Consider the following 16,633-nt stretch of genomic DNA (forward strand, 5'->3'; position numbering starts at 1 on the left):
CCCCCCCGCTCCCGCTATCCGCTCAACAAGGGCCCGGTCGCGTCATCCCCCCCGTAGATGCGGCCGGGCCCAATAAATTTCCCAGTAATGTCCATGCATACGCATATGTTACCGCGCGGGAACAAAGCCTGCGCGGGAGCATTGACGATCGAGCCTCTCCGAGGAGGGGCCTGGATCAACCGAAAGGGTTCACCATGTTCAAGCGCACCATCGCCATTGCTTTCGTCAGCGTCAGCTTGCTCGCCATCGCGGCCTGCAACACCGTCGAAGGTGCCGGCAAGGACGTATCCTCGGCTGGCAAGGCGGTCGCCAACGCTGCAGACGACGCCAAGTAAAGGCACGAACTGCCCGGGCGTAGCCGGGGCAGGGCATAAGCCCGGGGCGGTCAGGCCGTCTCGGGCTTTTCGTTGCTGTCCTTCTTTCGGCCGCGCTCGGTGATCCAGATGCCGATCAGCGCCAGTTCGTACAGGATGACCAGCGGAACGGCGAGCAACAGCTGCGAGCCGACATCGGGCGGCGTCAGCACCGCGGCGATGGCGAACGCGCCGACGATCGCATAACGGCGCGCGCCGACCAGTTGTTTGCGGGTGACCACGCCAGCCCGCTCCAGCAGCATCAGCAGGATCGGCAGCAGGAAAGACAGGCCAAAGCCGAACAGGAACTGCATGACGAACGACAGGTAATTGCCCACGCCGGGCAGCGCCTCCTGCTGAACGCCGCCAAGATTGCCCTGGAAGCCGAGCAGGAAATGCAGGGCGACTGGGATCGCGACATAATAAGCCAGCGCTGCCCCGCTCAGGAACAGCATCGGCGTTGCGAACAGGAAGGGCAGCAGCGCGCGCTTCTCGTTGCGATAGAGGCCGGGGGCGACGAACTGCCAGATCTGGTTGGCGATGATCGGGAAGGACAGCATCATCGCGGCAAAGAAGGCGACCTTGATCTCGACGAAGAAGGCCTCGAAAATCTGCGTGTAGATCAGCTTGCCCTGGCCGGCGCGCAGCAGCGGCTGGACGAGGAAGGCGAAGATCGGCCGCGCGAAATAGAGGCACACGGCGAACGCGACCGCAAGCGCCGCGACCGACATCAGCAGCCGTCGCCGCAGTTCGAGCAGATGGTCGAGCAGCGGAGCGCGGCTCTCGTCGATGTCGGCAGTCTCGTTCATGGCAGCGGAGTTTTGGCCGGCTCGGCTTCGATATCGACAGGAGCGGGCATTGGCGCATCCGCTGTCGGCGGTGCTTCCGGAGGACCGCCCAGCGGCACCATCTCCCCCTCGATCATCGGCGGCTCCGCGGCATGCTCGCGCATGATCCGCTCATTTTCCGCCGCCCACTTCTTTTCCATCTCTTCGAGTTCGGCCTGGCGGATCATCTCGTCGATGCCGGAGCGGAAATGGCGCGCGACGCCGCGCGCCCGCGCGACCCATTGACCCACGAAGCGCATGGCCCGCGGCAAATCCTTGGGGCCGATCACAAGCAGCGCGACGACCGCCACGAGCAGCAATTCGGTTGGGGCGACGTCGAACATCGCGATCGATCAGCGGCCGGTGCCCTGAATCAGCTGTGCGGCCGATCATCCTGCATCGGCTGCAGCGTCGGATCCGGATTCGGTTCCAGCGGAGGCTGCTGCTGCAGGCGCGCGGCGGGACGCGGTGGTGCAGGCTGCACCGGCTCGTCTTCCTCGGCCATGCCCTTCTTGAAGCTCTTGATGCCCTTGGCGACATCACCCATCAGGTCCGAAAAACGGCCCTTGCCGAACAGCAGCATCACGACCACGCCGACGATGAGCCAGTGCCAGATGCTCAAACCACCCATCATGAATCTCCTTGGATGGGTGTCATCTAGTCGTCCTCGCCGCCTTTTTCCATCTGTAGTTGCTCGAAAGCGAGATCGACCGGATCGAGCAGGCCTGCGGCCTTCAGGTCTGCGATGCCGGGCAGGTCCTTGCGGCTGCCCAGACCGAAATGGGCGAGAAAGGCCGGCGTCGTCGCGAACAGCAGCGGTCGGCCCGGAGCCTCGCGCCGTCCGGCGGGCCGGATCCAACCGGCTTCGAGCAGCACGTCGAGCGTTCCCTTGGAAATCTGCACACCGCGAATCGCCTCGATCTCGGCGCGACTCACCGGTTCGTGATAGGCGATGATCGCGAGCGTCTCGATTCCGGCGCGGCTCAGCTTGCGCGGCTCCTCGCGCGTGCGCCGGAGGATATGAGCGAGGTCCGCGGCCGTCTGGAAGTGCCAGCGCCCGCCGCGCTCCACCAGCTCTATGCCGCGCCCGGAATAAAGGGCCGCCAGCCGTGGCAGCGCATCGCCCAGGCCGTCGGCGCCGATCACGCTCATCAATTCGGCCGGGCTCATCGGCGTCTCCGCCGCGAACAGGGCTGCTTCGATGGCGCGGAGAAGGTCGTCGGGTTCCTCGATCATGCCACCTCCGGCGCCCTGAGCATGAGCGGCGCGAACGCCCCATCCTGCATCAGTGCGATGCGGCCCTGCCGCGCCAGCTCAAGCGCCGCGACGAAGCTCGAAGCGAGCGCCGAACGGCGATATTCGCCGACCGCGTCGGGCGGCAGGAAGGCTTCGAGGCTGGTCCACTCGATCAGGACGCCCACCATCCGCGACACCCGTTCGATCGCCTGTTCGAGCGTCATCACGGGGCGGCGCTGGACGATATGGACAGGCACGTCGGCGCGGGCGCGCACCATCCCATAGGCGGCGATCAGATCGTAGATGCTCGCGTCCCAGGCGGCCTTGCGGATCACCTTGAGTCCCTCGGGCCTGCCGCGCCCGAACACGTCGCGGCCGAGCCTGTCGCGCCCCATCAGCCGCGCGCCGGCTTCGCGCATGGCGTGCAGGCGCTGGAGCCTCAGCTGAAGCCGCATTGCCAACTCTTCCGGGCTGGGATCAACCGCAGGGTCCTTGGGCAGAAGCAGGCAGGACTTGAGATAGGCGAGCCAGGCCGCCATCACCAGATAATCGGCGGCGATCTCGAGCTTCAGCGCCTTGGCGTTCTCGATGAACGACAGATATTGCTCGGTCAGCGCGAGGATGGAAATCTCGCGCAGATCGACCTTCTGCACGCGCGCCAGGTTCAGCAACAGGTCGAGCGGTCCCTCCCACCCGTCGAGCTCGAGCGTGAGCATGTCCGCGCCCGCCTCGGACAGCGGCAGGTCGAAATTATCGTCGGCGTCGTCCCCCAGCATCGCGCGATTAAAACAGGATTCGCGGCCCTTTGAAACCGACACTGTATGAAAATCATCCCTGTCCGCGGCCTCCGTCGGCTGACGAACGGGCGTTCCGGATGTCAGGCGGGCAGATAGGCCATCAGCGCATCCCGCTTCGCGATCAGCTCCTCCAGCGAAGCACCCGTTTTCGCGCCGGCCACCGTCGCCATCGCGCGGTCGAGCCGCGCCTTCGCCGCTTCTCCGATCGGACCAGTTACCCCGGCAATGGCCTCCATCTCGGCCATTTCGCCCGAGCAGTGCAGGGCGATGTCGCAGCCGGCCGCCAGCACGCCGGCCGCGCGCGCACCGAAGTCGCCGGACAAGGCGTGCATGCCGAGATCGTCGGACATCAGCAGGCCGTCGAAGCCGATCCGCCCGCGGATGATGTTCCCGATCACCCTGGACGACAGGCTGGCGCACTCCTCGGCGTCCCAGGCGGTGTAGACGACGTGCGCCGTCATCGCCATCGGTGCGTCGTTGAGCGCGATGAAGGGGGCGAGATCGGTTTCCAGAGCCGCCACGTCGGCATCGACCACCGGCAGCTCGACATGGCTGTCGGACATCGAGCGGCCATGGCCCGGCACATGTTTGACCACGCCGACCGCCCCGCCGGCGCGCAGCCCCACGAGCACCGCTCGGCCCAGCGCTGCGACGCGCATGGGTTCGGTTCCCAGCGCACGATCACCGATGATGTCGTGCGCCCCGGGCTGGCGGACGTCGAGTAGCGGCAGGCAGTCGACGTTGATTCCCGCCTCGGCCAGCATAACCGCGAGCGCCTGGGCGTTGTGACGGGTGGCCTCGATCGCGGTCATCGGTGCGATGTCATAGAGCCGGTCAAACAGCTCGGCCTTCGGGAAGGCAGGCCATTCGGGCGGCTGCATCCGCGCTACCCTGCCGCCCTCCTGGTCGATCAGGATCGGCACGTCGTCGCGGCCCGACAGGGCCCGGAGGCTATCGGTCAGCGCGCGCAGCTGGACGAGATCGGCGATGTTGCGCCTGAACAGAATATAGCCGGCCGGATCGAGATCGGCGAAGAAGCCGCGCTCAGCGTCGCTCAGCGCGGTACTCGCGAGGCCAAGGAAGAGGGGGGTCATCAGCCTGTAATTCCCTGTCCATTCAGCGTCACCCAGCGGAAGCCGGGGTCTCGGGAGCAGCGTAGCGCGCGAGCCCCCTGTGACCCCGGCCTCCGCCGGGATGACGACTATTGCTTATCCGATCACCGAGCAGCTCTCGCCCGCAGTCCTCAGGCGGCCGCAGATATCGCCTGCATTGCCGCCGCTGGCGCGGAGCCGGTAGAGCGTCTTGTCGCCCGACTGCACCGGCACCACCGACTGGGTGAGCCCGGCCAGGAAGGAAAAGCGCGTCGACAGGTTCTTCCACGCCGCATTGGCTTTGGCCTGGCTGGAGAAGGCGCCGAGCTGGATGGTCGAGCCGCCCGACACCGGCGCGGCGTCCGGCACCGCGGCGGCTGCGGCGGGCTTGGGTTTCGGCACGGTCTTGACCGTCGCGGCGGGTGCGGGAACAGCAGCCGGTTTGGCGGCGCTGGGCTTGGCCGCGACCGGCGCGGGTGGCGGCGCTGCGGGTTCCTCGACCGGCGCGCGCGCGACATTGACCGGCGTCTCGGCGGCGCTGCTCGTGTCGATCACGCTCTCGACCTCGTTGCCCTTGCTCGCGCTGTAGACGATCTCGTCGTCGCCGGCTGCGGGGGCCTGGTCCGCCGGGCGCTCCTTGTAATAGCTGTCGGGCGCCTCGATCAGCGCGCCTTCGCCGGATGCGGCGCGGTCATTGCCGCGCATCCAGAAATAACCCCCGACGACCATGCCGATCAGCAGCAGGGCGGCGACGGCCCACAGGATCAGTCTCCCGGTCGATATGCCGCCCTCTTCGGGCTCCTCCTCGACCGGTTCGAGCCACGGCAGGCGATCCTCGTCGTCGGGGCCGAGGCGGTCGCGCGAGTAATCGGTCATCTACTGCATCTCCTCCGCGGCGGCGACGCCCATCACCCCAAGGCCGTTGCGGATAATCTGCCCGATCGCGTCGCTGAGCGCCAGCCGCGCGCGGGTGATTTCGGGTCTGTCGGCCAGCAAAAAGCGACGAGACGGATCGTCGTTGCCGCGATTCCACAGCGCGTGGAACAGCGCCGCCAGATCGTAGAGATAGAAGGCGATCCGGTGCGGCTCATGCGCGATAGCCGCGGCTTCGACGATCCGGGGATATTGGGCGGCGAGCTTGACCAGCGCCAGTTCCTCGGCGTCGAGCAGCGACAGATCGGCGGCCGGCGTAACGTCGATCCCCGCCTCGGCGGCGCGGCGGTGCAGCGACCGGCCGCGCGCATGCGCATATTGGACGTAGAAGACCGGATTGTCCTTGGACGCCTCGACCACCTTGGCGAAGTCGAAGTCCATCTGCGCATCGGCCTTGCGGGTGAGCATGGTGAAGCGCACGACATCCTTGCCGACCTCGCGGACCACATCGGCCAGGGTCACGAAGCTACCCGAGCGCTTCGACATCTTGACCGGCTCGCCGCCGCGCAGCAGCCGCACCATCTGCACCAGCTTGACGTCGAAGGGGATCTTGCCACCGGTCAGTGCCTGCACCGCCGCCTTGATCCTCTTGACGGTCCCCGCATGGTCGGCCCCCCAGATGTCGATCAGCATGTCCGCGCCATCGGCCTTCTGCGCATGATAGGCGAGGTCGGTGCCGAAATAGGTAAGCCCGCCGTCGGACTTGCGCACTGGGCGGTCGCTGTCGTCGCCGAACGCGGTGGCCCGGAACAGGGTCATCTCGGTCGGTTCCCAGTCGTCGGGGAGCTCGCCCTTGGGTGGTTCGAGGGTGCCCTCGTAGACCAGCCCGTCGGCGCGCAGCCGATCGAGCGCTGCGTCGACCTTGCCGGCCTTCTGGACCGCTGCCTCCGACGCGAACACCTCATGTTCGATGCCGAGCAGTGCCAGGTCGGCTCGGATCATCTCCATCATCGCGGCGACGGTCTTTTCCCGGAACAGGTCGAGCCACTCGCTCTCGGGTGCACCGACGTAGCGCGAACCGAACTCGGCAGCGAGTGCCGTCCCGATCGGGATCAGATAGTCGCCCGGATAGAAGCCCTCGGGAATCTCGATCGTCTCGCCCAGCGCCTCGCGGTAGCGCAGCTGCGCCGAGCGCGCGAGCGTCTGCACCTGCGCGCCGGCGTCGTTGACATAATATTCGCGGGTGACGGTATAGCCGGCATATTCGAGCAGGGCGGCGAGCGCATCGCCGACGACGGCGCCGCGGCAATGGCCCATATGCATAGGGCCGGTGGGGTTGGCCGAGACATATTCGACGTTGACGCGCTTGCCGGTGCCGAGCTGCGACCGGCCGTAATCGCCGGCGGCGGCAAGGATCTGCGCGAGTTCGTCGCGCCAGCTGTCCTCGGTCAGCCGAACATTGATGAAGCCCGGGCCGGCCACTTCGGCTCCGGCGATCTCGGGCAGCGCTGCGAGCTTCGGCACGATCAGCTCGGCGAGCGCGCGCGGATTGGTGCCGGCCGGCTTGGCGAGCACCATCGCCGCATTGGTGGCCAGGTCGCCATGCGCAGGATCGCGGGGCGGCTCGACCGCGACATTCCGTCGATCGATGCCGGCCGGCAGCGCCCCGGTCGCTTCGAGGTCGTCGAGGATGGCGCCGATACGGGCGGCAAAACTGGCATAAAGCGTGGGCAAGGGATGTTCCGTCAGCACTTGGTCAATGGATGGCCGCTCTAACCGAACTGCCGCGAAAGGTCAGGCCTTAGTTTTGATGCCGCCTTCGGCGCGGCTGTAGGTCGGAATCGAAGGGGCGATCGGATCGAGCCGCACCCACAGCGCGAGCAGCATCGCCGCGGCCAGGGCGGTGCCCGGCATCCAGCGCGGGAAGCGCCCCGGCAGCAGCGGCTGGATCAGCGGCAGTGCCGCGAACAGCAGGACGATCGTCACTGCCGGCATCTCGGCGCCGATCGCCAGGAAGATGAAGTGCGCCTGTGCGAGCAGATGGCCGATGCCGATCGCCGCGCAGAGCGCGCCGATGACGAGGGCCGGCGCGAGCGGCAGCCAGGCGCGCGCCGCCAGGGCGATCGCGCCGAGCAGCAGCGGCCAGTGCAGAAGCGGCGCGGCGGTCGGCTCGACGATCTGGACCAGCGCTCCGGCGAGAAGCAGCAGCAATGCCGCACCCTCGCCGCGATCGTCGCTCGACGCCGGCAGGAACCAGGCCGCCGCCATCGCCATCAGCGCGACGGCGACCAGCGGGATGAGCGGACCGCCGGTCAGCAGTCCTACCCACATCAGCGCCATGGCGGGCGCGATCATCAGCGGACGCAGCTCGTGACGCCGAAAGCGATCGAACAACATCAACGTGGCGAGGATGGCCAATGCGGCGGCCATCTCCAGGCGGGGCAGCGCGGCGAGCCGATCATAATAATTGGCGCCGCCGCTCCCCGACAGCGCATTGAACATGGTCAAGAGCAGCGATGCGTGGAGCAGCAGCGCGGCCGTCACGATCATGCCCCGGCCGATCGAGCTCATCCCCGGCCGCGTCCGCGACAGCGCGGCGGCGATCAGCGCACCGGCCAGCAGCAGGACCGCCCAGCCGGCCGCTATGGGATAAACGATGGTCACCCGCCCCAGCAGATCGGCGAAGGCGGCATTCGGCGTCCTGGCCGGCAGGTCGGCCGCGAAGGCCATCGCCGAGGCGAGCGCGAGCGCCTGATCGCCCATGTCCTGCAGCGAACCGCGATCGACCGCTTCCGGGATTGCGAGCGGCGAATGATAGGCATAGCCGCCGTCCAGCACGGCGAGGTTGAAGCCGGCGATGCCGCGCTGCTTGGCAACGCTATAGTCGGTGTAGTTCGGCATCATGTCGTAGATCAGGACCGACAGCGAATTGGTCGCCGGCCGCGCGACCCTGTCGGCATAGAGCCGCATCTGCGCGCCGTTGGCGGATCCGGTCTCGAACATGTTGGCCCGCCCGCCCGCGCCCCGTGCCTCCATGTTGATGATCATCCCGACATGGGCCGCGAGAGGATGCCGGGTGAAGAAGGCCGTCGAGCCGTCGAGGCCGATCTCCTCGCTGTCGGTGAACAGCAGGATGACGTCGCGTAGCGGCTGCCCCTGCGCGCGCAGGGCGCGGCCTGCTTCGAGTGCCGCAGCAATCCCCATCGCATCGTCCGCTGCGCCCGGCGAACCCCACACGCTGTCAAAGTGCGCCATCAGCAGCAGCGCGGCCCGGGCACGATCGCGGCCGGGAATGATGCCGACGACATTATGCGCGACGACGCCCCGTTGCTCGCGGCCGCTCCATTTGCCCAGCCGGTCGAGCGACTTCTGCGGCAGCGGTGCGACCTGCTCCGAGACCTCGGCGCCGAGCACGCGCAATCTGGCGGACAGATAGGCGCGTACCTTGGCATTTTCCGGTGAACCCACGGGGTGGGGGGCACGGCCGATCGCCACGATGTCCGCAAAGGCACGGTCGGCTGAGAAGGCAGCCGGCGGAGCGTCGACGCCCCGCGCTGCCGGCGGCATCACGCTCAACACCGCCCAGAGGATCGCGCCCGCTAGCGCCGCGGCGAGGGCGATGGCGCGCGCCATCAGAATCCCTCGTCGAACTCGATCGGTCCGACCAGCTCGCGGTACCGGGACAGCGCATAGCGGTCGGTCATGCCGGCAATGAAGTCGCCAATGTGGCGCGTCCGTCCCGGCTCGGCCTGCGGCATGGTCTCGCGCCAATGAGGCGGAAGCGTGCCGGAGTCGGCCTTGTAGACATCGGCCAGCCCCCCGATCACCCGGCCGGTACGCGCCGCGATGTCGAGCTGCTGCGGATGGTGGTAGAGATTGGCGTACATGAAGCGGGTCAGCGCCTTTTCGCGCGCTGCCATATCATCGGAAAAGCCGATCAGGGCGCGGCCGGCTGCGCGGACATCCTCGACCGAGCCGGGCGCGGCTGCGTCGAGACGGCGGCGGCTCTCCGCGAGCAGGTCGTTGACCATGCAGCCGATCTGCTCGCGAACCAGTTCGCCAAGCAGGCGCGGGGACGGGACGTCCGGATAGCGTGCGCGGACCTTGTCCCAATTGGAGCGGACCAACGGGTCTTCGAGCACCTGGTCGAACGTCAGCAGTCCAGCCCGCACGCCGTCGTCGATATCGTGATTGTCATAGGCGATGTCGTCGGCGAGGGCCGCGACCTGCGCCTCGGCACCGGGCCAGCTGTCGAGGTCGAGCGGCCAGGCGGCGTCTATCTCAGCCATCGCCCAGGTCCTGCGCGCCAGCGGACCATTATGCTTGGCGAGGCCCTCAAGCGTCTCCCAGCTGAGATTGAGCCCGTCGTGTAGCGGATAGGGGGAGTCCAGCCGGGTCAGCATGCGCAGCGTATGGGCGTTGTGATCGAAGCCGCCGACCTCCGCCATCGCCGCCTGCAGCGCTTCCTCGCCAGCATGGCCGAAGGGCGGGTGGCCGATGTCGTGACCCAGGCAGAGCGCCTCGGTCAGGTCCTCGTTGAGGCCCAGCGCGCGCGCTATGGTGCGGCCGATCTGCGCGACCTCGAGGCTGTGGGTGAGGCGGACGCGGTAATGGTCGCCGTCCGGCGCCACGAAGACCTGTGTTTTTTGGCGCAGCCGGCGAAAGCTGATCGAGTGGATGATGCGGTCACGGTCGCGCTGGAACGCATCGCGCGGTCCCCGCGTCTCGCCGCCGCCCGCAATGTGGAACCTGCCCCGGCTACGGGCCGGATCGGAGGCATAAGGCGCAAGCGTCGGCATCGGCGCCGTGATGGCCGAGCAACGTGCGCAAGTCGAGGGGACTTCGCGATCCGCTCGGCCTCAAGCCGTCGGGTCAGCGCAGTTCGCTGCGCTCGTCGTTCTTCACGGGCCGTTCGGCGACATCGTCGATGTCGAGCAGGATGACCGGCAACAGCCCGCGCCACGCATCTTCGCTGACCTGGATTTCCGGGTAGAGCATGTCCACAGGCATCGAGACCTGCTTGAGGCCGACCGTTCCCTTGGAAGCCACCGCCGGTGCTGCCGTAAGCGTGAAGAGCGCCAGAATCATATGTTTCAGCATACCGCCCCCATGTCCCTTTGAGAGGTTAGCATGCCGCAGCAAGGTTAAGAAATCGTCAGTCGAGCCGCTCGACCTTCTGCCCTGGCGAAGTCGTCACCGGGAAGCAGCTGAAGCCCGCCGCGCGGGCGTCGTTGACATAGTCCTGCGCGGCCGACGAACTGGGAAAGGGACCGATCAGCAGCCGGTTGGTGGCGCGGTACGGCGCTGTCCAAGGCGTGCGGCCGGCGAGCTGCTTGCCGAACTTCGACTTCTGCTTGGCCCATTCCTTGTCGAGGTCGGGCTTGTAGGAACCGCTGGCGATCTGCACCCAATAGCGCTCGGGATTGGCCTTCCTCGCCTTGGCTTCCTCCTTCTCTTTCTCCTTCTTCTCGGCTGCGGCCTTTTCGGCCGCGGCCTTCTTCTGGGCGGCACGTCTGTCCTGGGCCAGGCTGCGCGAATCGATGGCGCGCTGCTCGGCATCGGAGGCCGGATCGGGGGAAATGGCAGCGGCGGCGGACTGCGATGCCGAGCCGGCCTTGGCGGCCGGCCCCTCGGTCCTCACCATCAGCCGGCCGGCATTGTCGAACTGCACCTTCGGAGTGGGGGCGGCGGCAACCGGTGCGGGCGCCGCCTTGTTCGATGCCACCGGGCTGGCGGCTGCCATCTGCATCGGCACCTTGTCTTCCGGGAAGTGCCCGAAATGGACCGCCGCCGCCTTCTCGGCGGGCCTGAGCGTGGGTAGCCGCTCCAGAAAGGGCTTGAGCGCGTTGGATTGGTAGCGCGGCAGCACGGCATCGGCTGCGGCTTCCGCGCCTGCCGTGTCGCCGGTCATCGCAAGCACGAAGGCGCGTGCGCGCCACGCCGGGATGTCGCGCTTGCGCAACAGCGGATCGAGGATGGCGAGCGCGCCGACCCTGTCTCCGCTCATCGCCAGCGACAGCGCGAGGCGGCGGATCGCCTCGGGATCGGGGCGGACGCGCAGCAGCAGATTATATTCCGCCTGCGCCCGCCTGTTGTCGCCGCGCAGATCATAGGCGAGGCCGCGGTCGAGGGCGACTTCAAACGGCGCCAGACCGAGGTCGGTGGCGCTGTCGAACAGCTTCAGCGCCGCGCGCGGCTGCTCCTTCTGCACGAGCGCCGATCCGAGCCCTGCCTTGATGCGCCCGTCGCGCGGCGAGATCTTGTCGGCACGGACATAGAAGTTGATGGCGGCATCGGCGTCTCCGACCGCGAGCGCCGCAGCGCCCGCGCCCGACAGTGCGTCGAGGTCACCCGGATCACGCGCCAGCACGCGCAGATAGCGGGCCAGGCCTTCGGCGGGATCGCCCCGTGCCATCGCGTCGCGCGCCGACGCCATCGGGTCGACGATCAGCGGCTCCTCGCCGATCGGCTGGGAGGCCGCCCTCTGGGTGAGCGCCGGCATCGCGGCGAGCAGCACCGAGATAGAGATGATATGGTGTATCTTCATGGGCGCATCGCTTACAGACGTTCGCTTTGTCGCCGACAACAGGTGAATGGAGGCAGAACGCCGAAGCGGGGCCGGATCGCGCCTATTGGCGCGGCCGGCCCCGCGGGACGGCTATTGATTGCCCTGGCGGTTCAGGAAGCGCGGGATCTCGGCGCCTTCTGCAGCGCTATCTTCGGGTGTGACCTGTGCCTTGGCAGCGCCGCGCGCGATGTTCGACATCCGCTCGAACAGGGTCGCACCGGCGGCCGACTGACGGCGCACGGGCTCCGGTTCGGCGACCCAGCGGCGATTGCCCGCAGGCTCGGGCGTTTCCTCCGCCTTCGCTTCGGCAGCCGGGGTCGGCATCGCCGTCTCCGGCTGGAGCAGCAACTCGTCGTTGAACAGGTTGGTCAGCTCGAGCGGTTCGGCTGCGGCTTCGGGCGCCTCCAGGACGATGCGCTCTTCGGCGGGCGTGTCGGCGGCCGGCTCGATCGTCGGTGCCGTCAGGGGGGCGGCAGCGGCGGCCGTCGGTGCAGGCGCGGGTGTCGCAGCCGGCGGCACGGCGACCGAGCGCTCCTCGCGGGCCGGCGTGCGCGGCGGGAAGCTGAAGCTCTTCGACGGCTCCGGCATGGTCGCGGCATCGACCTCGATGCCGGTGGCGACCACCGACACGCGGATCTTGCCTTCCAGGTCATTGTTGAACGCGGAACCCCAGATGATGTTCGCATCCTGGTCGACCAGCTGGCGGATATGATTTGCGGCTTCGTCGACTTCGAGCAGACGCATGTCGTCGCCGCCGGTGATCGAGACGATCACGCCCTTGGCGCCATTCAGGCTGACGCCGTCGAGCAGCGGGTTGGCGATGGCCTTCTCCGCTGCTTCGATCGCGCGGTTGTCGCCGGATGCTTCGCCGGTGCCCATCATCGCCTTGCCCATCTCGCTCATCACCGAACGGATGTCGGCGAAGTCGAGGTTGATCAGGCCCGGCATCACCATCAGGTCGGTGATGCCGCGGACGCCCTGCTGGAGCACCTGGTCGGCCATCTGGAACGCTTCCTTGAAGGTCGTGTTCGGGTTGGCGATCAGGAAGAGATTCTGGTTCGGGATGACGATCAGCGTATCGACATGCTTCTGCAGCTCCTCGATGCCGGCATCGGCCGAGCGCATCCGGCGGTTGCCTTCGAAGCTGAACGGCTTGGTGACAACGCCGACGGTCAGGATCCCGCGGTCGCGCGCGGCCTTGGCGATGACCGGGGCGGCGCCCGTTCCGGTGCCGCCGCCCATGCCGGCGGCGATGAAGCACATGTGCGATCCGTCGAGCGCCTTCTCGACCGCATCCATGGTCTCTTCGGCGGCGGCCCGTCCTATTTCGGGACGGCTTCCGGCGCCCAGGCCCTGGGTGATCTTCAGGCCGAGCTGGATACGGCGCTCCGCAGGCGACGCATTGAGCGCCTGCGCGTCGGTATTGGCGACGACGAAGTCGACTCCCTGCACATCGGCGGCGATCATGTTGGCGATCGCGTTTCCGCCCGCGCCACCGACCCCGATCACGGCAATACGGGGTTTCAGCTCGTCGACTTGCGGGCGCATGAACTCGATCGTCATATTAAATCTCCTTTGCGGCCCTGTCCGCCAAACCGCATCATGCGGCGAATCTTGCCAGACGCGAATCGCCGAATCACGCGAAAAGTTGTGCTATCCACAATTTTCGGGGTTAACGGAGGCGAGGCGCCGAAACCCACGGTCAATAGCCACTCTTCAGGGCCGTGATCAGCCTTGATACCAGTCCGCTGGCCTGAGCGCGATGGACGGTCTGCGGTTCGGCCGAGAATGGTCTCAGGTCGGCCGGATTGGTCGCAGCAACCTGGGCGAGCCCGGCGAGCGTGGCGAAGGCGGGGCCGCTATGGGCATCGGGCAGCCCGTGCATCGTCTTGGGCCGGCCGATGCGCACGCTCCGGCCCAGCAATCCCTGCGCATAATCGGCGATGCCCTTGAGTTCGGCGCCGCCGCCGGTCAGCACCACCTGGCGGCCAACCGGCCCGACATAGCCGAGTTCGGTCAGCGCCTTGGCGACAGCGTCCATCCAGTGGTCGAGCCGCAGCCGGATCACCTGGATCAGCTGTGCCCGGCTGATCCGCGGCGGTTCGGCGCCGTCCTCGGTTTCCTCGGGCGAGCCGATCTCGATCATCTCGTGATTGTCGCGCGGTGAGTTCTGTGCCGAGCCGTGGAAGCATTTGAGCCGCTCGGCCTGCGCGCGGCGGATGTTGAAGGCCGAGGCGATATCGTCAGTGATGTCGGAGCCGCCCATCGGCAGCGAGGTGAGGCCGACAAGCAGGCCGCCGGCGAACAGCGCGACATTGGTGACGCCGGCGCCCATCTCGACCAGCGCGATGCCCATTTCGCGGTCTTCCTCGGTCAGGCACGACACGCCGGTCGCGATCGGCGAGGCGACGATCGACTTGACGCCGAGATGCGCCGATCGGACGCATAGTGCGAGGTTGCGCACCGGTGACGGCTCCGCGGCGATGACATGGATCTCGACGCCGAGCTTGTCCGCGTGGAGACCGAGCGGATTCTTGACGCCGGTGAGGCCATCGAGCGTGTAGAGCGTCGGCTGGGCGTGGAGGACCATCCGCCCTTCGGGATTGAGCGAGCGCCGGCCCTGGCGGAGCAGCTCGTCGATATCCTGCTGCTCGATCTGGACGCCGCCCAGGTTGACCTCGACCTGCGCCACGTCGCTGACCAGCCCGCCGGCCGAAAAGCTTACCCAGACATGGTCGATATTGGTGCGGGCGATCGTCTCGGCCTGTTCGACAGCCTCGCGGATCGCCGCTTCGGTCGCCTCCATGTCGGCGATATAGCCGCGGCGCACGCCCCGGCTCTCGCGCTGGCCGGTGCCGAGCACTTCGAATTCGCCCGCCTCGTCGACGCGGCCGATCAGCGCCGAAATCTTCGACGACCCGATGTCGATGGCGGTGATCAGACCGTCGTTACGCGATTGCGCCATCACAGCTCCCTTTCCCCACATCGCCATGCACCCACCTCATGTCACCGACTTGGCGCTGAGTGGCGCTGGCGCTTCTATCTTGGTGCCGGGCTCGCGCGACATGCGGGCAACCACCCGGGTCGGATCGCGCATGTCGATCGATACCAGCCCCTTGCCGAGCAGGCCCGCGCGGCGATCCTCGAGCGCGAAGAAGGCGAGCGCCTTGGCCGCCTCCTCGTCGCCTTCCGGCAGCATCAGCTTCTCGCCCGACTGGAAGATGATGTCCCAGCGGCGGTCGCCCTGCCAGCTTGCGGCGGTGACGAGCGGCCTGAGCGACGGCGTCGTCGCGATCAGCCTGGCGAGTTCGGTGGCGCGGCGATTGGCGCCGGGGCCGACGACAACCGGCAGATCGGGCATCGCGCGGTCGTCGACCGGGCCGATCACCACGCCGTCCTTGTCAATCAGTGCGAGGCGGTGCTGATATTGCCAGATCGCGGTTGGCACGCGCTCGACGATGTCGACCACCAGCGTGTCGGGCAGCCGGCGCGAGACACGGGCGTCGGCGATCCAGCCGAGCTTCATCAGCTCGGCGCGGGTGCCGTCGAGATCGACCAGCGGCATCGGCCGGGCCTGCTGCCGCATGGCGATGTCGTAGACCACCGCGCTGTCCACCTGGCGGCGATTGAGGATCTCGACGTTGCGGACCTTGAAGCCGGCGTCGCCGATCCCGTCGGCGATCAGCAGGCCGATCATCTGGGGCAGGCCCATCGCGATCAGGCCGGCGATGATGCCGACGCAAATGCCGCCGCCGAGGATCCAGTTGCCCGTGCGCCGCAGCGTATCGCGCGACATCGGCAGATTGTCGACGGCGCGATCGATCGTCGACGCGCGGCGTTTGGCCGGCGTGCGGCGTGGCGGTGCATTGGTGCGCGGGCGCCGGTCGGCGGAACGGGCGCGGGCGGCGGTCATCCGCGCTCGCCCCGGGGCAGCGCTTCGTCGACGATAGCCTGGACGAGATCGGCATAGCTCATGCCGACGTGGCGGGCCTGTTCGGGCACCAGGCTGAGCGGCGTCATGCCGGGCTGCGTGTTGACCTCGAGCAGGTAGAGTCCGGCCTCGCCCTTCTCGTCGTCCCAGCGGAAGTCCGAGCGGGACGTGCCCTTGCAGTTCAGCAGGCGATGCGCGTCGAGCGCCATCCTCATCGCCGCATCAGCGATATCCTGCGGCACGTCTGCCGGGCAGATATGGGTGGTGAGGCCGTCGGTATATTTGGCCTCATAATTGTAGAAGCCGCTGGTGGGCACCAGCTCGGTCACGCACAGGGCGCGATCGCCGAGCACTGCGACGGTCAGCTCGCGGCCCCGGATGAAGGGCTCGGCGAGCAGGGTCTTGAAGCTTTGCCAGGGGCCATGCGCGTCACGATGAATCGGCGTGCCGTGATTGTCACGCTCTTTCACGATCGCCACGCCGACCGACGAGCCCTCGTTGACAGGTTTAAGCACATAGGGGCGCGGGATCGGGTCCGCTTCGTACAGGCTGGCGCTCGCGACGATCCTGCCCTCGGGCATGCGGATGCCGTGGGGAACGAGCTGCTGCTTGGTCAGCTCCTTGTCGATCGCGATCACCGACGTGGTGAGGCCGCTATGCGTATAGGGCAAGCCCATGAGGTCCATCAGGCCCTGCACCGTGCCGTCTTCTCCAGGCGTGCCGTGGAGCGCATTGAACACGACATCGGGCTTCGCCTCGGCAAGACGCAGCGCGACCTCGCGATCCATGTCGATGCGGGTGACGCGATGGCCGAGGCTCTCCAGCGCATCGGCGACGCCATGGCCCGAGGTCAGCGACACCTCGCGTTCCGAGGACCAGCCGCCCATCAGGACCGCTACGTGCAGCTTGGGGTGGGTCATGCCCAATTCCTCCCCGGCGCGGGGAACCGAAATCCGC

17 protein-coding genes are annotated in these 16,633 nt (G+C 67.6%); 1 reads left to right on the top strand and 16 read right to left on the bottom strand.

Annotated features, from left to right (window positions below; all coding sequences use genetic code 11):
• Positions 1-194: 194 nt before the first annotated feature.
• Positions 195-335 carry an entericidin A/B family lipoprotein gene (locus tag AC1DQK_RS07365; protein ID WP_340315073.1) on the top strand — a complete coding sequence of 47 codons (141 nt, stop codon included), beginning with the start codon at positions 195-197 and terminating at the stop codon, positions 333-335.
• A gap of 50 nt (positions 336-385) precedes the next feature.
• Here the strand turns inward: AC1DQK_RS07365 and tatC are convergent, their stop codons facing one another.
• The 16 genes from tatC to AC1DQK_RS07445 form a co-directional block, all read right to left on the bottom strand.
• Positions 386-1,162, bottom strand: coding sequence for a twin-arginine translocase subunit TatC (tatC, locus tag AC1DQK_RS07370; RefSeq protein WP_477868909.1), 777 nt, complete (start codon positions 1,160-1,162; stop codon positions 386-388).
• Positions 1,159-1,524, bottom strand: coding sequence for a Sec-independent protein translocase protein TatB (gene tatB, locus AC1DQK_RS07375; protein WP_477868911.1), 366 nt, complete (start codon positions 1,522-1,524; stop codon positions 1,159-1,161). The genes tatC and tatB overlap by 4 nt, the downstream gene beginning before the upstream one ends.
• A 29-nt stretch (positions 1,525-1,553) precedes the next feature.
• On the bottom strand, positions 1,554-1,811 hold the full coding sequence (locus AC1DQK_RS07380) for a twin-arginine translocase TatA/TatE family subunit (RefSeq protein WP_477869274.1): 258 nt from the start codon (positions 1,809-1,811) through the stop codon (positions 1,554-1,556).
• Positions 1,812-1,837: 26 nt separating this feature from the next.
• Entirely contained in the window at positions 1,838-2,416 is a 579-nt protein-coding gene (scpB, locus tag AC1DQK_RS07385) for an SMC-Scp complex subunit ScpB (RefSeq protein WP_477868913.1), read from the bottom strand.
• On the bottom strand, positions 2,413-3,192 hold the full coding sequence (locus AC1DQK_RS07390; protein ID WP_477868915.1) for a segregation and condensation protein A: 780 nt from the start codon (positions 3,190-3,192) through the stop codon (positions 2,413-2,415). The genes scpB and AC1DQK_RS07390 overlap by 4 nt, the downstream gene beginning before the upstream one ends.
• Before the next feature lie 101 nt (positions 3,193-3,293).
• Positions 3,294-4,307, bottom strand: a complete 1,014-nt coding sequence (gene nagZ, locus AC1DQK_RS07395; RefSeq protein WP_477868917.1) for a beta-N-acetylhexosaminidase — start codon at positions 4,305-4,307, stop codon at positions 3,294-3,296.
• A 114-nt stretch (positions 4,308-4,421) separates the two neighbouring features.
• On the bottom strand, positions 4,422-5,180 hold the full coding sequence (locus AC1DQK_RS07400) for an SPOR domain-containing protein (protein WP_477868919.1): 759 nt from the start codon (positions 5,178-5,180) through the stop codon (positions 4,422-4,424).
• Complete coding sequence (argS, locus tag AC1DQK_RS07405; protein ID WP_477868921.1) at positions 5,181-6,911, bottom strand: arginine--tRNA ligase; 1,731 nt, start codon at positions 6,909-6,911, stop codon at positions 5,181-5,183.
• Positions 6,912-6,971: 60 nt separating this feature from the next.
• Positions 6,972-8,810, bottom strand: coding sequence for a M20/M25/M40 family metallo-hydrolase (locus AC1DQK_RS07410; RefSeq protein WP_477868923.1), 1,839 nt, complete (start codon positions 8,808-8,810; stop codon positions 6,972-6,974).
• Entirely contained in the window at positions 8,810-9,976 is a 1,167-nt protein-coding gene (locus tag AC1DQK_RS07415) for a deoxyguanosinetriphosphate triphosphohydrolase (protein WP_477868925.1), read from the bottom strand. The genes AC1DQK_RS07410 and AC1DQK_RS07415 overlap by 1 nt, the downstream gene beginning before the upstream one ends.
• A gap of 73 nt (positions 9,977-10,049) precedes the next feature.
• The gene (locus AC1DQK_RS07420; protein ID WP_477868927.1) at positions 10,050-10,265 is read right to left on the bottom strand and encodes a hypothetical protein; all 216 of its coding nucleotides are present in this window, start codon (positions 10,263-10,265) and stop codon (positions 10,050-10,052) included.
• 67 nt (positions 10,266-10,332) lie between these two features.
• Entirely contained in the window at positions 10,333-11,724 is a 1,392-nt protein-coding gene (locus tag AC1DQK_RS07425) for an SPOR domain-containing protein (protein ID WP_477868929.1), read from the bottom strand.
• 111 nt (positions 11,725-11,835) lie between these two features.
• Positions 11,836-13,308, bottom strand: a complete 1,473-nt coding sequence (gene ftsZ, locus AC1DQK_RS07430) for a cell division protein FtsZ (RefSeq protein WP_477868931.1) — start codon at positions 13,306-13,308, stop codon at positions 11,836-11,838.
• Positions 13,309-13,447: 139 nt separating this feature from the next.
• Complete coding sequence (gene ftsA, locus AC1DQK_RS07435; RefSeq protein ID WP_477868933.1) at positions 13,448-14,710, bottom strand: cell division protein FtsA; 1,263 nt, start codon at positions 14,708-14,710, stop codon at positions 13,448-13,450.
• A 36-nt stretch (positions 14,711-14,746) separates the two neighbouring features.
• On the bottom strand, positions 14,747-15,658 hold the full coding sequence (locus AC1DQK_RS07440; RefSeq protein WP_477868935.1) for a cell division protein FtsQ/DivIB: 912 nt from the start codon (positions 15,656-15,658) through the stop codon (positions 14,747-14,749).
• Positions 15,655-16,596, bottom strand: a complete 942-nt coding sequence (locus AC1DQK_RS07445; RefSeq protein WP_477868937.1) for a D-alanine--D-alanine ligase — start codon at positions 16,594-16,596, stop codon at positions 15,655-15,657. Before AC1DQK_RS07445 ends, AC1DQK_RS07440 begins: the two co-directional genes overlap by 4 nt.
• Between the last annotated feature and the right edge of the window lie 37 nt (positions 16,597-16,633).

It is taken from the genome of Rhizorhabdus sp. P4_G5, from assembly GCF_056401065.1.

Excerpts from the sequence above, each read along its gene's own strand:
- AC1DQK_RS07440 (WP_477868935.1), bottom strand. The coding sequence starts at position 15,658 with ATGACCGCCGCCCGCGCCCGTTCCGCCGACCGGCGCCCGCGCACCAAT.
- AC1DQK_RS07445 (WP_477868937.1), bottom strand. The coding sequence starts at position 16,596 with ATGACCCACCCCAAGCTGCACGTAGCGGTCCTGATGGGCGGCTGGTCC.
- scpB (WP_477868913.1), bottom strand. The coding sequence starts at position 2,416 with ATGATCGAGGAACCCGACGACCTTCTCCGCGCCATCGAAGCAGCCCTG.
- AC1DQK_RS07390 (WP_477868915.1), bottom strand. The coding sequence starts at position 3,192 with ATGCTGGGGGACGACGCCGACGATAATTTCGACCTGCCGCTGTCCGAG.
- ftsA (WP_477868933.1), bottom strand. The coding sequence starts at position 14,710 with ATGGCGCAATCGCGTAACGACGGTCTGATCACCGCCATCGACATCGGG.
- tatC (WP_477868909.1), bottom strand. The coding sequence starts at position 1,162 with ATGAACGAGACTGCCGACATCGACGAGAGCCGCGCTCCGCTGCTCGAC.
- AC1DQK_RS07420 (WP_477868927.1), bottom strand. The coding sequence starts at position 10,265 with ATGATTCTGGCGCTCTTCACGCTTACGGCAGCACCGGCGGTGGCTTCC.
- AC1DQK_RS07425 (WP_477868929.1), bottom strand. The coding sequence starts at position 11,724 with ATGAAGATACACCATATCATCTCTATCTCGGTGCTGCTCGCCGCGATG.
- AC1DQK_RS07380 (WP_477869274.1), bottom strand. The coding sequence starts at position 1,811 with ATGGGTGGTTTGAGCATCTGGCACTGGCTCATCGTCGGCGTGGTCGTG.
- AC1DQK_RS07410 (WP_477868923.1), bottom strand. The coding sequence starts at position 8,810 with ATGGCGCGCGCCATCGCCCTCGCCGCGGCGCTAGCGGGCGCGATCCTC.
- nagZ (WP_477868917.1), bottom strand. The coding sequence starts at position 4,307 with ATGACCCCCCTCTTCCTTGGCCTCGCGAGTACCGCGCTGAGCGACGCT.
- AC1DQK_RS07365 (WP_340315073.1), top strand. The coding sequence starts at position 195 with ATGTTCAAGCGCACCATCGCCATTGCTTTCGTCAGCGTCAGCTTGCTC.
- tatB (WP_477868911.1), bottom strand. The coding sequence starts at position 1,524 with ATGTTCGACGTCGCCCCAACCGAATTGCTGCTCGTGGCGGTCGTCGCG.
- AC1DQK_RS07415 (WP_477868925.1), bottom strand. The coding sequence starts at position 9,976 with ATGCCGACGCTTGCGCCTTATGCCTCCGATCCGGCCCGTAGCCGGGGC.
- AC1DQK_RS07400 (WP_477868919.1), bottom strand. The coding sequence starts at position 5,180 with ATGACCGATTACTCGCGCGACCGCCTCGGCCCCGACGACGAGGATCGC.
- ftsZ (WP_477868931.1), bottom strand. The coding sequence starts at position 13,308 with ATGACGATCGAGTTCATGCGCCCGCAAGTCGACGAGCTGAAACCCCGT.